Origin of the sequence: Micavibrio sp. TMED2 (genome assembly GCA_002168225.1) — a bacterium.
Lineage (GTDB): Bacteria > Pseudomonadota > Alphaproteobacteria > TMED2 > TMED2 > TMED2.
Map to the genome: position 1 here is coordinate 485,340 of NHBH01000009.1, position 17,379 is coordinate 502,718.

Consider the following 17,379-nt stretch of genomic DNA (forward strand, 5'->3'; position numbering starts at 1 on the left):
GATGACGGCGGGCGGTACAATACTGCAGATACCTGACGACATGCGGCAGGTAACGGCGGAGATCCAGCCGATACAGGACCGTGACGACCTGCGGGCTGCCGAGGCCCATGTTGCCCGCTATCTGGCGTCGCTTGAGCCGCTGCCCCTGCAGGGCTGGTTACGGCAGATCGCGATTGGTATTCCGGCAGCCGGGTTGGTGCTGCTGGCCGATGGCTTTGCCGGGATGATCTGGTGGCAGGCGGGTCTTGCCGGTCTCGTCGGCTGGCTCGGTCTGACCGCCATGTTTGAACCGGAACCGCCATCAATCCTGCAACAGCACACCATGCTCTCGATTGCCGATATGGCCGATGGTTTCCGCAGGCTGGGGGCAGCGATCGACTCCCTTGATGCCATACCGCTGGAGCATGGATTGCACGGTGCCGAAAGCTCGATTGCCAGCATGCGCGCGGACCTTCTTGCCATCGGAGAGGATTACCGCGTCGATCCGGGCGATGTGGTCCGCTCCCGCAACTTCCTGCACCATCACGTACCGATGGCGGTCGACCTTGCCCATACCATTGGCCGGTTGAATGACCGCGGCGGGCTGTCCGATGACCAGTGGCAGGATGTCTCCAAGGCGGTTGAGCGGCTTGACGGGATACGCGGAGCCTTCAATCGTCAGCGCATGGCGCTGGCCCGCAATGACGTGGATGATCTGCGGATCACCGGTGATGTGCTGAACAGTCTGCTTGCGGATAAGACCGGCGTTTGAACTGAAAGGCCGGATTCACGGGGTTTGCAAATGCGGCAGACTGGTGTAGGCCCGTAAGTCTATGACTGATACCAAAAATGATTTCGATATTCTGATCATCGGCGGCGGGATCAACGGTGCCGGTATTGCCCGTGATGCGGTTGGCCGGGGCTACAGCGTCTGTCTGGTCGAGAAAGCTGATCTCGGCGGGGCCACCTCTGCCTGGTCGACCAAGCTGATCCATGGCGGGCTGCGCTATCTCGAGCAATATGAGTTCCGGTTGGTGCGGGAAGCACTGATTGAACGTGAACGGCTCTGGGCCATGGCGCCGCATATCATCCGTCCGATCCGTTTTGTTCTGCCATTGCACAAACAGATGCGCCCGGCCTGGCTGATCCGGCTCGGCCTGTTCCTCTATGACAATATCGGCGGGCGCAAGCTGTTGCCTGCAACAACTAAGGTCGATCTGGCTGAGGGGCCGCTGGGTGCGGGCTTGCTGCCGATTTTTCAGCGCGGTTTTGAATATTCCGATGCGCAGGTTGATGACAGCCGCCTGACGCTCCTGAATGCCCGGGATGCGGCGGCGCGCGGTGCCGTGGTGAACACCCGAACGGCGGTGGCTAAAGTGACGGAAAGCGCCGATGGCGGCTGGTCTGCGGATTTGCAGCGTGCTGACGGCGTGATTGAAACCGTCTCGGCCCGCATGGTGGTCAATGCCGCCGGTCCATGGGTGGATACGGTGCTGCGTGATTGCTTTGGTCGCAACAACCCGGACAATCTGCGGTTGGTTCAGGGCAGTCACCTGATCGTCAAACGCCTGTTCCAGCATGACCGTGCCTTCATCTTCCAGCAGCCGGATGGACGCATTGTCTTCGCCATTCCCTACCACCATGACTACACGCTGATTGGTACCACCGATCATGATGTTACCGATCCGGCATCCTGCCGCGCGACGGACGGGGAAATCGACTATCTGCTGGAGGCCATCAACGCCTATATCGAGCAGCCCCTGAGCCGGGCCGATATTGTCTCAACCTATGCCGGTGTTCGCGCACTCTATAAGGATGGTGCGGCCAAGGCGCAGGAGACCACGCGCGATTATGTGCTGGCACTCGACAAGGCGGCGAAACAGCCGCTGCTCAATGTGTTTGGCGGCAAACTGACCACCTATCGCAAGCTGGCAGAATCTGCACTTGAGCATATCGAGGACAAACTCGGCGCGCGCGGTAAGCCGTGGACCGGTGGCGCAACATTGCCGGGCGGCAAGCTGCCACCCCAGGGCATTGCCGATGCCGAGGCAAAGCTGGTGGCAAGTTACCCGTTTCTGGACACGCAAACGGTGCGCCGCCTGATCTATCAGTATGGCTCAGAGGCCGGTGAGGTGCTGGGCAAGGCTGATGCTCTCGACGACCTCGGTGTCGATTTCGGCCATGGGTTGAGCGAGCGGGAGGTCCGCTGGATGATGGCCAATGAATGGGCGGTGACAGCCGAAGATATCCTGTGGCGTCGCTCGAAGCTGGGACTGAAGTTCTCGGTCGAGCAGGTGCAGGCGCTGGAGAGCTTCATGGCCGCCGCGGCTCAATAAGAACAAGAATAGCAATAATCAAAATATCTCAGAGGAAACAACCAATGTCCGGCCATGTGCTTGCCATCGATCAGGGAACAACCTCGTCCCGTGCCATCGTCTTCAACGACCGGTATCGCCCGGTTGGCGTGGGGCAGGCGGAGTTCACCCAGCATTACCCGAAATCCGGTTGGGTCGAGCATGATGCCGATGAGATATGGCAGACCACGCTCGACACCATCAAAACGGCCATTGCCAAGGCCGGTGTCGATAGCAGCGAGATTGCCGCCGTCGGGATCACCAATCAGCGCGAAACGGTTGTCATCTGGGATCGTGAAACCGGTGAGCCGATCCATCGGGCGCTGGTCTGGCAGGACCGTCGCACCGCCGAGACCTGCCAGAAGCTGAAAGCCGATGGCCATGAGGCAGATGTGACGGCCAGAACCGGCCTGTTGCTCGATCCCTATTTCTCGGCCACCAAGATTGCCTGGGTGCTCGACCATGTGGAGGGCGCACGGGCGCGGGCAGAGGCGGGGGAACTCGCCTTCGGTACGGTGGACAGTTGGCTGATCTGGAACCTGACCGGTGGCAAGGCCCATGTGACCGACATTACCAATGCGAGCCGTACCTGCCTGTTCAACATTACCGAACAGGCTTGGGATGAGACCATGCTCGACCTGTTCCGGGTGCCGCGCGCCATGCTGCCGGACGTGCTCGATTGCGATGGTGAGTTCGGTACTTGTGAAACCGCGCTGTTTGGTGCCGCACTGCCTATTCGCGGTGTTGCCGGGGACCAGCAGGCGGCGACAATCGGGCAGGCCTGTTTCCAGCCCGGCATGATCAAATCAACCTATGGTACCGGCTGCTTTATCCTGATGAATACCGGGGACAAACCGGTGTTTTCCGAGCACCGCTTGTTATCGACCATCGCCTATCGTTTCGGTGGCAAGACCGCCTATGGCCTCGAAGGCTCGATCTTTGTTGCCGGGGCGGCGGTGCAGTGGTTGCGTGATGGACTTGGCATCATTTCTGATGCGTCCCAGTCCGGCGAGTTGGCGGCCAAGGCCGATCCCGAGCAACATGTCTATCTGGTCCCGGCCTTCACCGGTCTGGGCGCACCCCATTGGGACGCCGATGCCCGTGGCGCGCTGTTCGGTCTGACTCGCGCTACCGGCCCCGCCGAGCTGTGTCGGGCGGCTCTTGATTCCGTTTGTCACCAGACCGCCGATCTGCTGGAGGCCATGGCGCAGGATTCCGGGCAGGCCTCGATCCCCGTACTGCGGGTCGATGGCGGCATGGTGGCATCGGACTGGACCATGCAACGGCTGGCCGATCTCATCGATACCGATGTCGACCGTCCGGTGGTGCTGGAGACCACGGCGCTTGGTGCCGCATGGCTGGCCGGGCAGGCGGTCGGGGTCTGGCCGAATGCCGAGGGGTTTGCCGACAGCTGGGCACTCGACCGGCGTTTTGAGGCGGAGTTAGGTGCTGATGCGCGGCAGCAGGATCGGGCGCTCTGGGCCGATGCGGTGCGCCGGACTCTCAGCGATAACTGACCCAAAACCGCCAATACCCGTGGCATATTGGTAAAGGTTGTTGATAACTGGGCTAGCGGCGATTTTTAGCCTCGCGCGCTTTCTTTCATTTGGTGCATTGTTGATATGTTGCGCTTGCATGGCTCATGCAGTGCCGATCCGATCAATCCTGAATGAAAAGCCACGTCAGCAGTACCGTGTCAGTCGCCCAGCCAGAAGCAGATCAGGAACACGATTTGTCATCCATAATGGTGGCAAATGACGATGATGTTCCGGTTACCGGCCCGGCACCACTGAACGCATCTGACCCTGATCGCCCCAATGCACGGCCAATCAGTTTTCTGCGAAGTGTCGATCCTGCTGATAAGACGGTAAAGCCGTTCAATCGCCGGATTTCCCGCGCCATCTCGGTTATCTCGCTGAGCAAACGCGGTCAGCGCCTGATCAATTCGCTTGAGAATAACGACATTCAACTGGGCGGCCTCGAGCCGGGACAGGCGATCGGTTATTACCTCGCCTATGACCGGGCATTGTTTACCCAGACCCGTGATCTGGCGGAGACGATCCAGAATATTGCCCATGAGGCCCGCCATGCCGAGCAAACTATCGCCGGATGGTCGACGGTTACCGAATATCACCAGCCGGGCACGAAGCTGCCCCATGATACCCGTTCCTATCTGCGCCTGAACCGGGTGCTTGAGGCCGATGCGGATGCCACCGCGCTGGCGGTGCTGTGGGAGGTGTCGAAGGCCGATAGCCAGTATCAGCACGTCTGGTCGAACCTTTACAAGGATGCCCATTACGGTCCGATGGCCATGAGCTTCGAGCAAGCGGCGTTGTCGTCGGGCTTTGATGCGACCGATGACCGCTCGGTCCGTGCCGGGATGAAGGCCGCGTTCAGGACATGGCCGACAGTGGGCAGCCCACTGCGGTCCGAGGGTTATGATGATTACATGATGGCCTGGCTTGAATCACAGGCGTCCAAGAAATCCGAGCTGGTACAGGCCGATCGCGCATTCGGCATTGATGAGGCCGCGATGATTACCGGGCTGAATGAGCCTGGCCCATACTGGTCTGCCAAGGATGATCCGGTGACGGCGGCTTTGATGGACCGGTTTATATCCCGCTTCGAACCGCGCCTTGAGGCGATGGACAAGCAGTTGCTGCCACCAAAAGCACCGGAACAGAATGTGGTGATTGATGCGAGCGATGTTTCCCGCTGGCGCGATGGTCGCAAACCCGCGGCACCGCAGCCATCCACACCGGCGGGGCCGGGCTTCTAGCAAGATCAGAACTCCAGATCGCGGAAGCCGTCGATCATGTTCTGCAGGAAGCGATAATCCCGCTGGAATTCGCGGATGACCGGCAAATAGCCATAGCAATGTTTGCCATCATCATCATGCCATTTGCGGAATAACGGCACCGCATGGCTGGCGCAGAAGCTCTTGTACCGGCAGGGGCCGCATTTCGGATGGGTCATCAGGTTGCGCATGACCTCAATAAGCATCTGATCGACCACACCGCCCCGTTCGGTGACGATGTCCTGAATTGACCGATCGCGGATATTGCCCAGCGCCTTGAACCCGAAATTCCAGTCCAGCACATGCTGGCCCATGCTCTCGGACCAGACGAACAGGTCGAGATTGTGGTCCACATAGAGGCTGGTCAGGAAGATGTCGCGGGTCTTTTCCATGATCCGCTTGGCATTGAATGGCTGCTCATCGGGCAGGGCATCGAGGTTGACGCCCTTGCCATCCTCCCATGCCGTCAGCTCTTCATATTCATCAAGCAGTGTCACCGCATATTCGGCAATCGGGATCGGGTGCAGCTTCAGCTTCTGATCCACCACGCGCTTGGCAACGGCGGTCAGGAAGTCCACTTCCTGATCAACCGGCACGACCTGCGTTGTGGAATAGGAGCGGGTCTTCGACGGTGAATAGCGCCCGAACTGGACCTGTACGTCGAGGTCACCGAGCGGGGCCAGATACTCATCGACAAACTGCTCCGGCGATAGTGCGTTCAGCAGACGCTGGGTCACCAGCACTTCCGGGTAGCCGAGAATGTCGTGGCTGCGCATCTCGAGGATCATGTCGCGGATGAATGCGGCATCATCGGCGACCGGGTCATAGATGATCTCGAGGAAATAGCGTCCGGGCACGGCCTTGCGTACATCGGCGAATTTCGGCACTTCCTCGGTCGGCGCGGTGGACCAGACCTTGTATTCCGCCGCCAGTGTATCGGCGATCATGATCAGGTCATCGGTCGGCAGCTCGGAATGGTTTCCGAAACGCATGGTGTAACTGTAGTGATTGACCTGAAACCCGTCCTTGGAGAAATAGGCGTCGGGGTCGTCGCGGGTGTTCAGATTGGCGCGTACCCAGTCGTAATATTCCGACACCCGGGCCTGCGCGATGGCGAGGTCGGCCTGCGGCATGATCGGCTCGCCACGGGCGCGGTTCTTGAAATGCTTGTCGACGACACAGCCGGGACAGCCGCGCGAGCAGCCGTCATAGGTATGGATCGCCACCTGCAGGTCATCCATGACACCGAGGGTTGAGTCACGACGATCAAAAACCGGGCCGCCATTGTCGAGCGGGTGATGGCCAGCGTTGCCTTGCTTGGGAATGAAGTTCATAACGCTACCCCCTTATTCCGCCGCAACCTGCGGGGCGATTACGCTGTCCACTTCCCGTGGGCCGTAGCAGGAGCCGGTACGGCTCTCGAAATCGCGGTAGAGGCGGCGGGCAGCACCGATGCCATTGAACTCACAGCTTGACCGGTAGGTGCAGTCATCGCAGTCGAAATCGCCGCGGCTCATCCATGAGGTGCTCTTGATCGATTGCCGCTTTGCGCCGATGCCGGTCAGAATTTCGCGCAGCGGCTGATCAGCGCCGATCTTGCCGAGCGGCTGACCGCCATTGCGGCTGTCGAGGATCACATCGCCCCAGACAGTACAGGCAATCGGATAGACATTGAGGTCCGGGCCGATATGGAAGGTCTGGCCGATAAAGTCGGCATGGTCGCCAACGGAATCATAGCGCGCCAGTTCCCGCGCCAGATGGTTGCGCCCGGTTTTGGTGTGGCTGTAGAACCGCCGGGCATAATCGGCGGCAGAAGACACCTGATAGCGGTAGTTCTTGCGCTCGAGATTCTCGAGGCTCGGGGTGAAGCCGAGCAGGATCGGGCGCTTGCCGATCTTGGCGGCAATGCTGTCGGAGAGTTCCTCCGGCGCATAATGCTGGATCACCGCCTCGCTCAACAGCACTTGCAGGTGCAGGTGCGGGGCATAGTCCATGGCCACAAGCAGCCGTTCGACATAATCCGGCTGGCGTTCCATGCGGATCGGGTCGAGGGTGATGTCAAACACAACACCGGGATCGGCCTGGGTCACCAGATCCAGCGCTTCCCGGTAATGGGTGAACTTGTCTTGCTCAACCATGGTCATGGTCAGGCCGATGGACAGTCCCTGATCGGTGATCGCCTGATAGTAGTTTTCCTGAGTTTTCAGTGGCAGCCATGGAATGTCGCCAAAGGTCAGCAGACAACGATAGAAACGCCCGCTGTCGATGCTCCATTGCTTGACCGCTGCCGTCGCATCCTTGAACCGGCTCAGGGTCATGACCGGCATGGCGGAACGGCGTTCGGCAACCGACAACAGGCACCCGGTACAGGTGCCTTCGCAGTGATTGAAGATCTCGATGGTCACATCGGTCGTGACATCTTCATCCATGATCGGGGCGCGGGTGCTGGTCATGCTGTCATCCACTCGCTGTTGCCACGGCTGGTTTGTCGCCGTGCGGCAGGGGCGATGAAGGCCTGTTCCTGTCGCAACTCGTCGGCGATGACGGCTTCATCCATGAAGTGGTCGATCAGCTTGGCCGCCACATGGGGGCAGCCGGTCTCACGGCCCGCACGGGGACCGAGGATATGGGTCTGGACATGGAAGCCGGTAACGGCACAGACCGCCAGATGCGGACAGTCGACACAGGCCGGGCTGCGGCTGTGAATGCCCATCACGCGGGCTTTTAGCGGCGACATGGCGGTGCCGAGCAGGTCGGCAATCTCGCCCTGATTGATATTGCCGAGGGTCGGCAGGCCGAACCGGTCGCCATGGGTGATATCACCGACCGCTTCCAGTTTCGGCAGCAGGTTGCCCAGATGGTCGATCTCGATGGATTTGCGGATCGTCTCCGGCAGCACATCATTGACCGCCTGTTGCAGGGTCGGCCGATCATCATCGGCCTGACACATCACCGCATCGATGGACCGGCGCAGCACCGGGGCAAAGCTCGATCCGATCCGTTCGGCACTGACCACCGCCCGGTTGAAGGCGATCAGCCAATCGGCGAGATCATCAATGCAGGGGGCCGTATGGGCGATATTCGCCTTGGTCGGCGTCCAGTTGATCGTGACCTCGTCGAATTCGTTCTCGGCGGCGAAGTCATGCAGTTCCTGCGGCGTGATCCGCTCAATCGCCTCGGCACTCAGGTTGATCGCGAGATCAACCTTGCCGAACAGCTCCTTGGCGCGAAGGATATTACCTTCGTAAACAGCGCCGAAATTTTTGTTATAGAGCTTGGCCGGGTCGAGCACGGCGATGGGATAGAACTGCACTCGACGGTCGTGATGCGCCAACTCCTCCAGCCGCGGCAGCAGGATATCCGCCTTGCCGATCAGGCTGGTAGTGAAGAACACCGCATTCTTCGGATCGTCATAGCCGTGCTTCTCGAGCAGATCGGCACCGAGGCTGTGCAGCAGCTTGAGGTAGTCCTGATCCATCCGCAGATGGTCGCCGATGCCATAGGTCAGGTTGATATATTCGAGGTTGTCGAGGGTCGGGATATAGGCGTCGAGCCGATTCATGCTGAGGCGCAGCAGGCGCTCGGACATATCCGGGGTTCGCGTGCGCCGCTCATCCGCCACCAGAATGCAGCCCGCGCAGTTGCCCGGACAGGCGTAAACGTCGTCAATCTGTATCTGCAGCTCACGCGCGTATTTCATGGTTGAAATATTAACAGAAACCGCCGGTTGCGCGTACCTTTTTCGATGCCTGACCCGTGGTGGTGGTGATCACAGCTTCATGAACCGGACGAACAGCGGCATGGTGAAGATCAGCAACAGCATACGCAACAGGTGGTGCGCAGTGACATAGACCGGGTCCAGATCAAGGGCGAGGGAGATGATAATCATCGCCTCAAGCCCACCCGGCACGAAGGCCAGCATGATGGCGCCGAGCGAGATATCGATCATCAGCGAGATCAGGAAGGCAGCGGTAAAGCTGATAGTCGACATCAGGATGATCGAGGCAATGGCCGGGGCCAGTGTCTCATAAACCGAGCGCCAGCCCGAGCCCATGAACCGGCTGCCGATGAAACAGCCGAAAGCGACATAGATGGCATCCTGCAGGATCGTCGGCAGCCCGCCATGGACCAGATCGGCTAGATTGGCAGCGCCGCAGACAATCAGCCCGGCAGTGATGTGGGCAGCCGGAATGCGCAGCCGGGTCATGCCCCAACCCAGCGCCATGGTCAGCAGACCGATGATGGCAATCTCCGGCAGTGACATGAAGCCATAGCCGCCGCCCCGGTCCGGCATGGCCGAACCCTGATCAAGCAGCAGAATGGGCGGCAGCAGGAAGACGAGGAAAAACACCCGCAGGGCCTGGGCGATAATGACTTTTTTCTGATCTGCCCGCGTGCTCTCGACCAGGGCTGCAACATAGGCCATCGCGCCCGGCAGGCTGGCCATGAAGGCGGTTGGCCGGTCCCATTTGGCAACCTTCTGGAAGAACAGGCTGCCGCCATAGGTGATGCAGACCACGGTAATGATCAGGCCGATGGCGGATACCGGCCATTGGGTAATGGCCTGAAACGCATCCGGGGTGATGCCGGTACCCATGGTGATGCCGAGCAGGGACAGAAGCACGGTGCCGAAGATATTGGGAAAACCGATGGGGATGCCACTCAGATTAGCGCAGGCGGAGAACAGCAGCGCCCCGGTCAGCCATGGGATCGGCAGGCCGAGAAGCTGGAACAGGACAGCGCCAAAAGTGCCGAGCAGCAGGCTGCGCGGGACCAGCCAGACAGGTTCAAAGGAGACCAGCGCGTGGCGGTACCACGGTAAACTGTCAGGATCACTCATAAGGATAGCGCTGCCGGGTCATCGAGGCGAACAACGTCGATCTTGTTCTGTTTACCGCGTACCTCAACGCTGACCGGTTCAAACCCTTCAAGGCCCAAGCCCGCTGCTTGCAGTACGTCGACCGACACCACGACCGGTGCGTCCCATTCTTTGGCGAGGCTTTCCAGCCGGGCGGCAGCATTGACCACATCGCCGATGGCCGTGGGGCGGCGGGCCTGACCGGCACCGAGGTCGCCGAGTACGGCGGGCCCGGCATGCAGGCCAATGGCCATCCGAAGTGGATGGGCGAGCGCCAGCCGTTCGTCTCGGTTCATATCTTCGAGTGTCTGAATCATATCGGTCAACGCGCTGAGGGCACCCTTGCTGGCGGTCTGTAGGTCGCTGGCCGGTTTGTTGTCTGCATCAAATATGTCCTCGGCACCGAACAGGGCCATGATCCCGTCACCCATGAACTTGTCGATCCGGCCGCCATGGCGGGAAATCGCCTGTTGCTGGCGGTTGAAGTACTCATTCAGCAGGAACACCGTGTCATAGGGCAGCTTGTCCTCGCTCAGGCTGGTGAAGCCGCGCAGATCGGCGAACAGCACGACAATCGGTCGCTCGATGCCGAGGGATTGCGGGTTCAGTTTGCCGATGCTGTTCATGGCCTTGTTTGCCGGGACCAGCGGGGTGACCGAGAGCTTGCCGACTGGTTCCAGCTGACAGGCGAGACGGACACCGTTCGGTGCCTTGATCTTGTGCAACAGCTTGTTTTCCATCTCGCTGGGTGGCGGTTGCGGATCGGATGAGCGGGCAACCTGTACCCGGCAGGTGGAACAGCGTCCGCGCCCACCGCAGACCGAGGTGTGCGGGATGCGCGCCTGACGGCTGATTTCGAGCAGGCTGGTGCCGCGCAGGGCGGTGACCTGCCGGTTGTCGGGGTAATTGACCACAACCTTCGGCCCGCGTCGGCGGATCAGATAGAAGGCGGTCGGCGTGAACAGGGCGAGCAGGGCAAAGGCGCCGAACATCACCTGCCCGATCTTGGCGTACTCAATGATCTTGCCGTAGGACCAGCCGCCCTTCTGTTGTGCGACCAGGATCGGCTGATTGGCCGGTGGTGGTGTCAGGGCTGATGGTTGTTGGGCCGGGTTGAAGCTGGCCAGTGTCAGCAGGGGCGATGCTGGCTGGATATGCTCCATGATCACATCGGCGCGCTTTGCCTGCTTAAGAGCACGTTCAGCACTGATCGATTTGCCGGCGGTGACAAAACCGGCAATCGCCAGCGTCGGGATCAGGATCGCCAGCGCAAAGAGCAGCAGGAACCGGCGGCGATACCAGCGCTTCAGCCGCAGCCAGAAATGCAGGCCCATACAGGCATGGGTCCAGACCACAATCACCAGCGCAATCGGCAGCCAGGTCATTTTCGGCCAATAACCGGGGATGGCGCTGCGGTAGCTGTCGTTGAAATTGATCAGCCAATTGCTGGCTCTGGTATCGGCCAGATGCAGGATCAGCAGCATCGGAATGGCGAGGCCGAAGATCAGCTGTACCAGTTCCCAGCGCGGCAGGCGTAGTGAGTTGCGGGTCGCGGTCTTGGCCAGTGCCAGAAACATATGGGTGGCGAGGGCACCGTACAGGATGGTCGTGCCGAGCGCATGGCGGGTGACCATCTTCCGCCAGTCCTGCACCTGTTCCATCAGGTCGAGGCTGATCAGGCCGAGGCTGTGATTGAGCAGATGGGTCAGGACAAAAGCGAACAGGATCAGCCCGGAGCCAAGCCTGAAATTATACACGATGGTATCGAGGTCAAACTGGCGTTTGGTCTGTTCGGTAACAAGGGTGTCGCTGGGCATGGGGATGATTGCGGCCTGAACGGTTTATTGCATCTTGGGCAGGGTTTTGAGCCATTCCCGGTCGGCGCGCTGTTTCAGGAATTTGGCATTGTCCAGCCACTTCGCCTTGGTATCTTCGCTGTAGAACAGATAAACCGTGTCATCGCTGATGGTGAAAATCCGCGGATCGCCGCGCAGATATTCGCCAACTGATACCGCCCAGGCACCATGGCCGCCATACACCGGCGCATATGCCTCGGGATCATCGCGAAATGCCTCGCGATTCTCCTCGGTGACAAACTGCCAGTTGGCACCCTTCCAGTAATAGACATGTTTTGGATTGCCCGGCAGCGGGCCATCCTCGGCCCGGTAACTCACGGCATCATAACCGCCGATGGCAAGGTTACCCACCGGGGTTGTGGCGATCTCGCTCGCGGCCAGGCCCGTGGATGCGCTGGTGACCGCAAATGTTGCAACAAGGATTGCGCAGAAAATCAGAAGCCTGTGACGCATTGAAAATCGCCCGGAATGGTCAATCGAAAACAGTGTCTATCATGGCCCTTTCCGGGGTGAGCGCCAAGACGAGAAGCGCGGTTTGTTAATCTTTACATACGGGTGTCTGACTTTTGCCCGGTCAGGGGTGACAAATTTTCAGGGTCGGTATACAGGTAAAATATTGTTCTGATTCAGTTGGTTGTCTCGCGATCCGTTAAAGATTGAGAAAAGTTTTCCCGATTTTTGAACAAAGTTTGCTCAAAATTAGCCTTGTATTTTAGATAAATTCCAAGCGATGATGGTGTTGTTGGTATTTGATACGGAGTTATGGCGATATCGCTTTCTACCCGAAAATATCGGCGCGGGGTCTCCGGCTCAGGGATAAGGGGCTTGATCGGAACCTCAAAAGCAGCAGTCGGGGCATATCATGTTCTGGCTGATGTCGGATCGGACAAGGCTTCGGAATTACAAGAGGGGGCCATTCGATCTTCGGGAACAGGGTGGAATATCAGGGGGCTACATGAGTATTCTTGATACAGGTGACATCGCTTCCAGCGCGATTACCGGTTTCTCACAAAATCCTATCGCCAATCTGTCTTCCGGTGTCGGTGAGGCGGGTATTGCATCACTGGTCGAGGGATTGTTCCCGCAACTGAGTTTACACAACAGCAACGTCGTTATCGGTCGCACGGCAATCGCCGGTACCGGTCGCTGCCTCGACTGGGCCGAGACGGGTTCGAGCGCCGGTATGGCCCTGAACAACAAGAGCTACCGTCAGGCCTATGATTGCGGCTATCCGGCAACCGGCCATTGGGCGGTCCAGCTGGGTGAAGCCGACCTGCCGGGCGAGGATGTACGCCTGTTCATCAATATTGTTGATCCGTTCGGTACGGTGGTCCTGCAACTGCACGGCTTCGCGACTGATCGCAATTTCGGCGACATGCTGGTTCATGGCGGTGACTGGGAGCATCAACTCCGGGTCTATGCCTTCACCGGCGATTTCTTCGGTGATGTGAAGCGGGTGCTCCATGCGCCCATGCCGGTTGGCGATCACGGCTGCATGCAGGCGCTGATGGCCGAGCTGGCTGAAACCGCCGATTGGATCAATGACGCTAATATCGATTACATGCCGGTCCGGGCGGTCCCACATGCCGCTACCGATGACGACCTGCATGGACAGACCGAAAATTCGGTCATTCGCACACTGGCAACAGTGATTGCATCCTATGTCCGTGATTTCCCCATCAACGCGCTGGTGAGCTGGCAACAGCCCGCCGGTGCAGCACGCGACCTAGGCACGGATGTCGCCCGTCCCTTTGGTGGTTTCGTCAGCGAAGACAGCTTGCCGAAAGCACCGAGGGGCCGGGTGCCGCCGTTCTCCGGCAGCCATCTGGCTGACTGGTACCGGATGGCCAGCGCTCGCGATTATCGCACCACGCTGGCAGCCGGTATCGTCACGCTCTCAGCCTGATCTGACTGACAGCCGGGTGCCGGTATCAGCCGGCTTCCGCCATCTGTTTTGACATCCGCTTGCGGACATTCGGGTCCAGATAGCGTTTGCGCAGACGAATGGTCTGTGGCGTTACCTCAACCAGCTCATCATCATTGATATAGGAGAGCGCAGCTTCGAGGCTCAGCTTCTTCGGCGGGGTCAGGCGGACCGCGTCATCGGTACCGGAAGCACGGACGTTGGTCAGCTTCTTGCCCTTGAGCACGTTCACATCGAGATCGTTGCCACGGGTATGTTCACCGATGATCATGCCTTCATAGACCTTGACGCCTGGATCGATCAGCATCGGGCCGCGATCTTCAAGGTTCCAGAGGGCATAGGCAACGGCTTCGCCATTGTCGTTGGAGACGAGAACGCCGGTATGGCGGCTGCCGATCGGGCCTTTATAAGGCTGATACTCATGGAAGAGACGGTTCATGATGCCGGTGCCACGGGTATCGGAGAGGAACTCCGACAGATAACCGATCAGGCCGCGTGATGGCGCGTGGAAGACCAGACGCTGCTTGCCACCGCCGGATGGGCGCATTTCCTGCAGCTCACCCTTACGCTCGGAGATCTTCTGGACCACGGTCCCGGAATGCTCTTCATCCACATCGATGATGACTTCCTCGACCGGCTCCATGCGCTGGCCGTCCTCTTCCTTGAACAGGACGCGGGGACGGGAGATTGACAGCTCATAACCCTCACGGCGCATGGTCTCGATCAGGACGGCCAGTTGCAGCTCGCCACGACCGGCAACTTCAAAGGCATCCTTCTGATCGGTTTCGGTCACGCGGAGCGCGACATTGCCTTCGGCCTCACGCATCAGGCGATCACGGATCACCCGGCTGGTGACCTTGTCACCCTCGGTACCGGCGAGCGGGCTGTCATTGACCGCAAAGGTCATGGCCATGGTTGGCGGGTCGATCGGCTGGGCGTAAAGGGCCTCGGTCACCGATGGATCGCAGATGGTGTCGGCAACACCAGCCTTGGGCAGACCGGCGATGGTGACGATGTCACCAGCTTCCGCTTCATCAACCGGCTGTTGCTGGAGGTTGCGGAAGGCAAGGATCTTGGCAACGCGGCCGTTTTCGATCAACGCGCCTTCACGGCTCAGGGCCTTCACGGCCATGTTCGGCTTCAGCACGCCGCTGGCAACCCGACCGGTGATCAGGCGACCCAGATATGGATCGGAGCTCATCAGGGTACCGATCAGGGCGAAAGGCGCATTCTTGTCAACATTCGGTGCCGGGACGTGCTTGGTCACCAGCTTGAACAGCGCGTCGAGGTTCTCCCGTGGGCCTTCGAGGCTGTCATCGGCCCAGCCATCACGACCGGACGCGAACAGGTAAGGGAAGTCGAGCTGGTCTTCATCGGCGTCGAGAGCGGAGAACAGATCAAACACCTCGTCGAGCACTTCGTCAGGACGGGCATCGCCACGGTCGACCTTGTTGATCACGACAATCGGACGGATGCCCTGTGCCAGTGCTTTACCGACCACGAATTTGGTCTGTGGCAGTGGGCCTTCGGCAGCATCAACGAGCAGGATCGCACCATCTACCATCGACAGGATACGCTCGACCTCACCACCGAAATCGGCGTGACCGGGGGTGTCCACGATATTGACGCGGTAGTTTTCCCACTCGACCGAAGTGGCCTTGGCGAGAATGGTAATGCCGCGCTCACGCTCCAGGTCATTGCTGTCCATGGCGCGTTCAGCAACCTGTTGGTTGTCGCGGAACGCACCTGATTGGCGCAGGAGTTGGTCGACGAGGGTGGTTTTGCCGTGGTCGACGTGGGCGATGATCGCAATATTGCGCAGGTCCATAACGGTGGCTCCGGCTGAATGCATGTAACGGGATGTCTGGAAATCTTGCCCGCTTATATACTGCGATGCAGCAAAGCAGCAAGCGCTGTCTTTGCCGTTTCTGCAATGCTGGCATGAATACAGCACACTCACGGCTTTCCCGGGTTCGGGTTAGTAAAGCTCCTTTACGCAATAGAGGTCCGATTTAAGGGCCCAAATAAGAGAGGAACTCCCCCATGACCAATCCCAAAGCCGTCGCCGGACTTGCCGACAAGCTGATTGCCCAAGGCCATGCCGAAGCAGCGGACAAACCCCTGATCGAAAAATTCATTGCCCGCGAGCCTGAACAGGCAAAGCGCCTTGCCGATGTGGCGTTCAAGGACCCACGATCTGCACGTTATATGGGCGTTGCGCGCGATTACGCCGATGCGCCGCGCTTCTCCGACCGGTTCGGCAGTGGCCAGACCATGCGCACCGAGAGCAATCAGGCGAAACATCTGGCGGTATGGCTGTCGCCCGAAGGCACCAGTGCCTCGTCTGTCGAGAGCTACCTGAAAGCCAATGCCATCGTGAAATCACTGGTTGATATCCGCCCTGTGTCGGGCGACTTCTCAGCTGCCGAGCGGGATCGCCTCATGGACATCGCCGGTGATGTGGCGTTCGGTCAATCCATGTCCAGTGAAGCTGTCAGCTGGAAACAGACCCGCGCGGGTTCGACGCCTGAGGCCGGTTTTGCCCGTGACCTCGCAACCCTGCAGGAAACAGCAATGGTCATGACCCCGGACAATGTCTTCAGTGGTCGTGCTGCCGATGAACTGCAGATTACCCGTGGCAATATGGGTTCCGCAGACGGTCAGCGCCTGCTGACCACCATGAAGCTCGCGGCTGACCTGATGTATGACGGCCAACTCGCGTCCTCGACGGACTATGCCCGTGATTTTGCCAAATACGGTCCCTGGAAACAGGTGGTCGGCACCATGCCACAGCATTCTGGTCTGTATATCAGCCTCGATGCGGTTGATCGTGTGCAGGAACAGCGTGCGAGCAACGCAAGCACGGGTCCTGCAGCATCAGGCCCAAGTTTTTGGCAGCGCAGTGCTTAAAACTCGCATAAGCTGATTAAAAAAAGCGACGTTGAGGAAACAGCACCATGCAAAACATTCCCTATAACAAACTGGTCAATCTTGGCGAGTTTCTGGATCGGCTGCAGGCCGAAACCGGCAAGGATCGTGCGCCGAAAGGCGTGCAGATGCTTGAACGCGAGCTTGACCTCGGCATTCGGGACAATTCGATCCCGGCCTATAATGTCGATGGTCCGGGCTCCATCGTTCTGCACGCCGTTCGCGAGCAGGGCAGCATGGCGGTCAGTCCGGATGCGGGTTCCGCAGACGGTCCGATGCCTTTGCCAAAGGGCTTCCTGCGGGAGGCAAATGTGCCCGCGGCCCATGTTCTGGACAAGGCCATCGATGCCGGTCTGTATCAGGCCGACCGCACCAGTCGGGGGCATCAGAAGAGCATCGCCAATGCTCTGGCCGCTGTTCCGGATCACGGTCGCCGTCGCGGTGATCTGCAGCTGATGAATGAGGCGAAAAACGAGAACCCGTTGCCTGAGCGGTTCCGCAAGGACACCGCTATCGATGCCGCGCCATCAACAATCAATGTCTGTCCGGAAGCGGTGCGCCGTCTCGCCGGTCCTAATGCCTGATATTTGTAGAATCAGGCAATTTATTTGGAGTTGCTGCATTGCAGCGAACGCCTGAACGGCATAAGTAACCTGTATGCGATTATCGCGATCAGGAATACT

The 17,379-nt window shown here is 59.3% G+C and carries 14 protein-coding genes; 7 read left to right on the plus strand and 7 right to left on the minus strand.

Going from position 1 to position 17,379, the window contains the following annotated elements; genetic code table 11:
* Position 1: 1 nt before the first annotated feature.
* The 4 genes from CBB62_13955 to CBB62_13970 all read left to right on the plus strand — a co-directional run bounded on the left by CBB62_13955 (position 2) and on the right by CBB62_13970 (position 5,112).
* Positions 2–751, plus strand: coding sequence for a hypothetical protein (locus CBB62_13955; protein ID OUT39473.1), 750 nt, complete (start codon positions 2–4; stop codon positions 749–751).
* Between the two features lie 61 nt (positions 752–812).
* Positions 813–2,315 carry a glycerol-3-phosphate dehydrogenase gene (locus CBB62_13960; GenBank protein OUT39474.1) on the plus strand — a complete coding sequence of 501 codons (1,503 nt, stop codon included), beginning with the start codon at positions 813–815 and terminating at the stop codon, positions 2,313–2,315.
* A 44-nt stretch (positions 2,316–2,359) separates the two neighbouring features.
* The gene (locus CBB62_13965; protein OUT39475.1) at positions 2,360–3,850 is read left to right on the plus strand and encodes a glycerol kinase; all 1,491 of its coding nucleotides are present in this window, start codon (positions 2,360–2,362) and stop codon (positions 3,848–3,850) included.
* A gap of 227 nt (positions 3,851–4,077) precedes the next feature.
* Complete coding sequence (locus tag CBB62_13970; GenBank protein ID OUT39476.1) at positions 4,078–5,112, plus strand: hypothetical protein; 1,035 nt, start codon at positions 4,078–4,080, stop codon at positions 5,110–5,112.
* 5 nt (positions 5,113–5,117) lie between these two features.
* On the opposite strand, the gene CBB62_13975 is transcribed toward CBB62_13970, so the two are convergent.
* From CBB62_13975 to CBB62_14000, 6 genes are all read right to left on the minus strand, one after another.
* The gene (locus CBB62_13975) at positions 5,118–6,464 is read right to left on the minus strand and encodes a hypothetical protein (GenBank protein ID OUT39477.1); all 1,347 of its coding nucleotides are present in this window, start codon (positions 6,462–6,464) and stop codon (positions 5,118–5,120) included.
* A 12-nt stretch (positions 6,465–6,476) separates the two neighbouring features.
* Complete coding sequence (locus CBB62_13980) at positions 6,477–7,583, minus strand: hypothetical protein (GenBank protein OUT39478.1); 1,107 nt, start codon at positions 7,581–7,583, stop codon at positions 6,477–6,479.
* A complete protein-coding gene (locus CBB62_13985; GenBank protein ID OUT39479.1) occupies positions 7,580–8,830 on the minus strand; it encodes a hypothetical protein in 1,251 nt (416 codons plus the stop codon). The genes CBB62_13980 and CBB62_13985 overlap by 4 nt, the downstream gene beginning before the upstream one ends.
* 69 nt (positions 8,831–8,899) lie before the next feature.
* Positions 8,900–9,970, minus strand: a complete 1,071-nt coding sequence (locus CBB62_13990) for a hypothetical protein (GenBank protein ID OUT39480.1) — start codon at positions 9,968–9,970, stop codon at positions 8,900–8,902.
* A complete protein-coding gene (locus CBB62_13995) occupies positions 9,967–11,805 on the minus strand; it encodes a hypothetical protein (GenBank protein ID OUT39481.1) in 1,839 nt (612 codons plus the stop codon). The genes CBB62_13990 and CBB62_13995 overlap by 4 nt, the downstream gene beginning before the upstream one ends.
* Before the next feature lie 24 nt (positions 11,806–11,829).
* Positions 11,830–12,297: a hypothetical protein gene (locus CBB62_14000; GenBank protein ID OUT39482.1), complete on the minus strand. Its 468-nt coding sequence runs from the start codon at positions 12,295–12,297 to the stop codon at positions 11,830–11,832.
* A gap of 502 nt (positions 12,298–12,799) precedes the next feature.
* Between CBB62_14000 and CBB62_14005 the strand changes: the two genes are divergently transcribed.
* The gene (locus CBB62_14005) at positions 12,800–13,750 is read left to right on the plus strand and encodes a hypothetical protein (GenBank protein OUT39483.1); all 951 of its coding nucleotides are present in this window, start codon (positions 12,800–12,802) and stop codon (positions 13,748–13,750) included.
* 25 nt (positions 13,751–13,775) lie between these two features.
* Here the strand turns inward: CBB62_14005 and CBB62_14010 are convergent, their stop codons facing one another.
* The gene (locus tag CBB62_14010; GenBank protein OUT39484.1) at positions 13,776–15,596 is read right to left on the minus strand and encodes a translational GTPase TypA; all 1,821 of its coding nucleotides are present in this window, start codon (positions 15,594–15,596) and stop codon (positions 13,776–13,778) included.
* A 215-nt stretch (positions 15,597–15,811) separates the two neighbouring features.
* Here CBB62_14010 and CBB62_14015 point away from each other — a divergent pair, with 215 nt between their 5' ends.
* A complete protein-coding gene (locus CBB62_14015; protein OUT39485.1) occupies positions 15,812–16,678 on the plus strand; it encodes a hypothetical protein in 867 nt (288 codons plus the stop codon).
* A 47-nt stretch (positions 16,679–16,725) separates the two neighbouring features.
* Positions 16,726–17,280, plus strand: a complete 555-nt coding sequence (locus tag CBB62_14020) for a hypothetical protein (protein ID OUT39486.1) — start codon at positions 16,726–16,728, stop codon at positions 17,278–17,280.
* The last annotated feature ends 99 nt before the right edge of the window (positions 17,281–17,379 follow it).

Excerpts from the sequence above, each read along its gene's own strand:
- CBB62_13955 (OUT39473.1), top strand. The coding sequence starts at position 2 with ATGACGGCGGGCGGTACAATACTGCAGATACCTGACGACATGCGGCAG.
- CBB62_13960 (OUT39474.1), top strand. The coding sequence starts at position 813 with ATGACTGATACCAAAAATGATTTCGATATTCTGATCATCGGCGGCGGG.
- CBB62_13965 (OUT39475.1), top strand. The coding sequence starts at position 2,360 with ATGTCCGGCCATGTGCTTGCCATCGATCAGGGAACAACCTCGTCCCGT.
- CBB62_13970 (OUT39476.1), top strand. The coding sequence starts at position 4,078 with ATGGTGGCAAATGACGATGATGTTCCGGTTACCGGCCCGGCACCACTG.
- CBB62_13975 (OUT39477.1), bottom strand. The coding sequence starts at position 6,464 with ATGAACTTCATTCCCAAGCAAGGCAACGCTGGCCATCACCCGCTCGAC.
- CBB62_13980 (OUT39478.1), bottom strand. The coding sequence starts at position 7,583 with ATGACCAGCACCCGCGCCCCGATCATGGATGAAGATGTCACGACCGAT.
- CBB62_13985 (OUT39479.1), bottom strand. The coding sequence starts at position 8,830 with ATGAAATACGCGCGTGAGCTGCAGATACAGATTGACGACGTTTACGCC.
- CBB62_13990 (OUT39480.1), bottom strand. The coding sequence starts at position 9,970 with ATGAGTGATCCTGACAGTTTACCGTGGTACCGCCACGCGCTGGTCTCC.
- CBB62_13995 (OUT39481.1), bottom strand. The coding sequence starts at position 11,805 with ATGCCCAGCGACACCCTTGTTACCGAACAGACCAAACGCCAGTTTGAC.
- CBB62_14000 (OUT39482.1), bottom strand. The coding sequence starts at position 12,297 with ATGCGTCACAGGCTTCTGATTTTCTGCGCAATCCTTGTTGCAACATTT.
- CBB62_14005 (OUT39483.1), top strand. The coding sequence starts at position 12,800 with ATGAGTATTCTTGATACAGGTGACATCGCTTCCAGCGCGATTACCGGT.
- CBB62_14010 (OUT39484.1), bottom strand. The coding sequence starts at position 15,596 with ATGGACCTGCGCAATATTGCGATCATCGCCCACGTCGACCACGGCAAA.
- CBB62_14015 (OUT39485.1), top strand. The coding sequence starts at position 15,812 with ATGACCAATCCCAAAGCCGTCGCCGGACTTGCCGACAAGCTGATTGCC.
- CBB62_14020 (OUT39486.1), top strand. The coding sequence starts at position 16,726 with ATGCAAAACATTCCCTATAACAAACTGGTCAATCTTGGCGAGTTTCTG.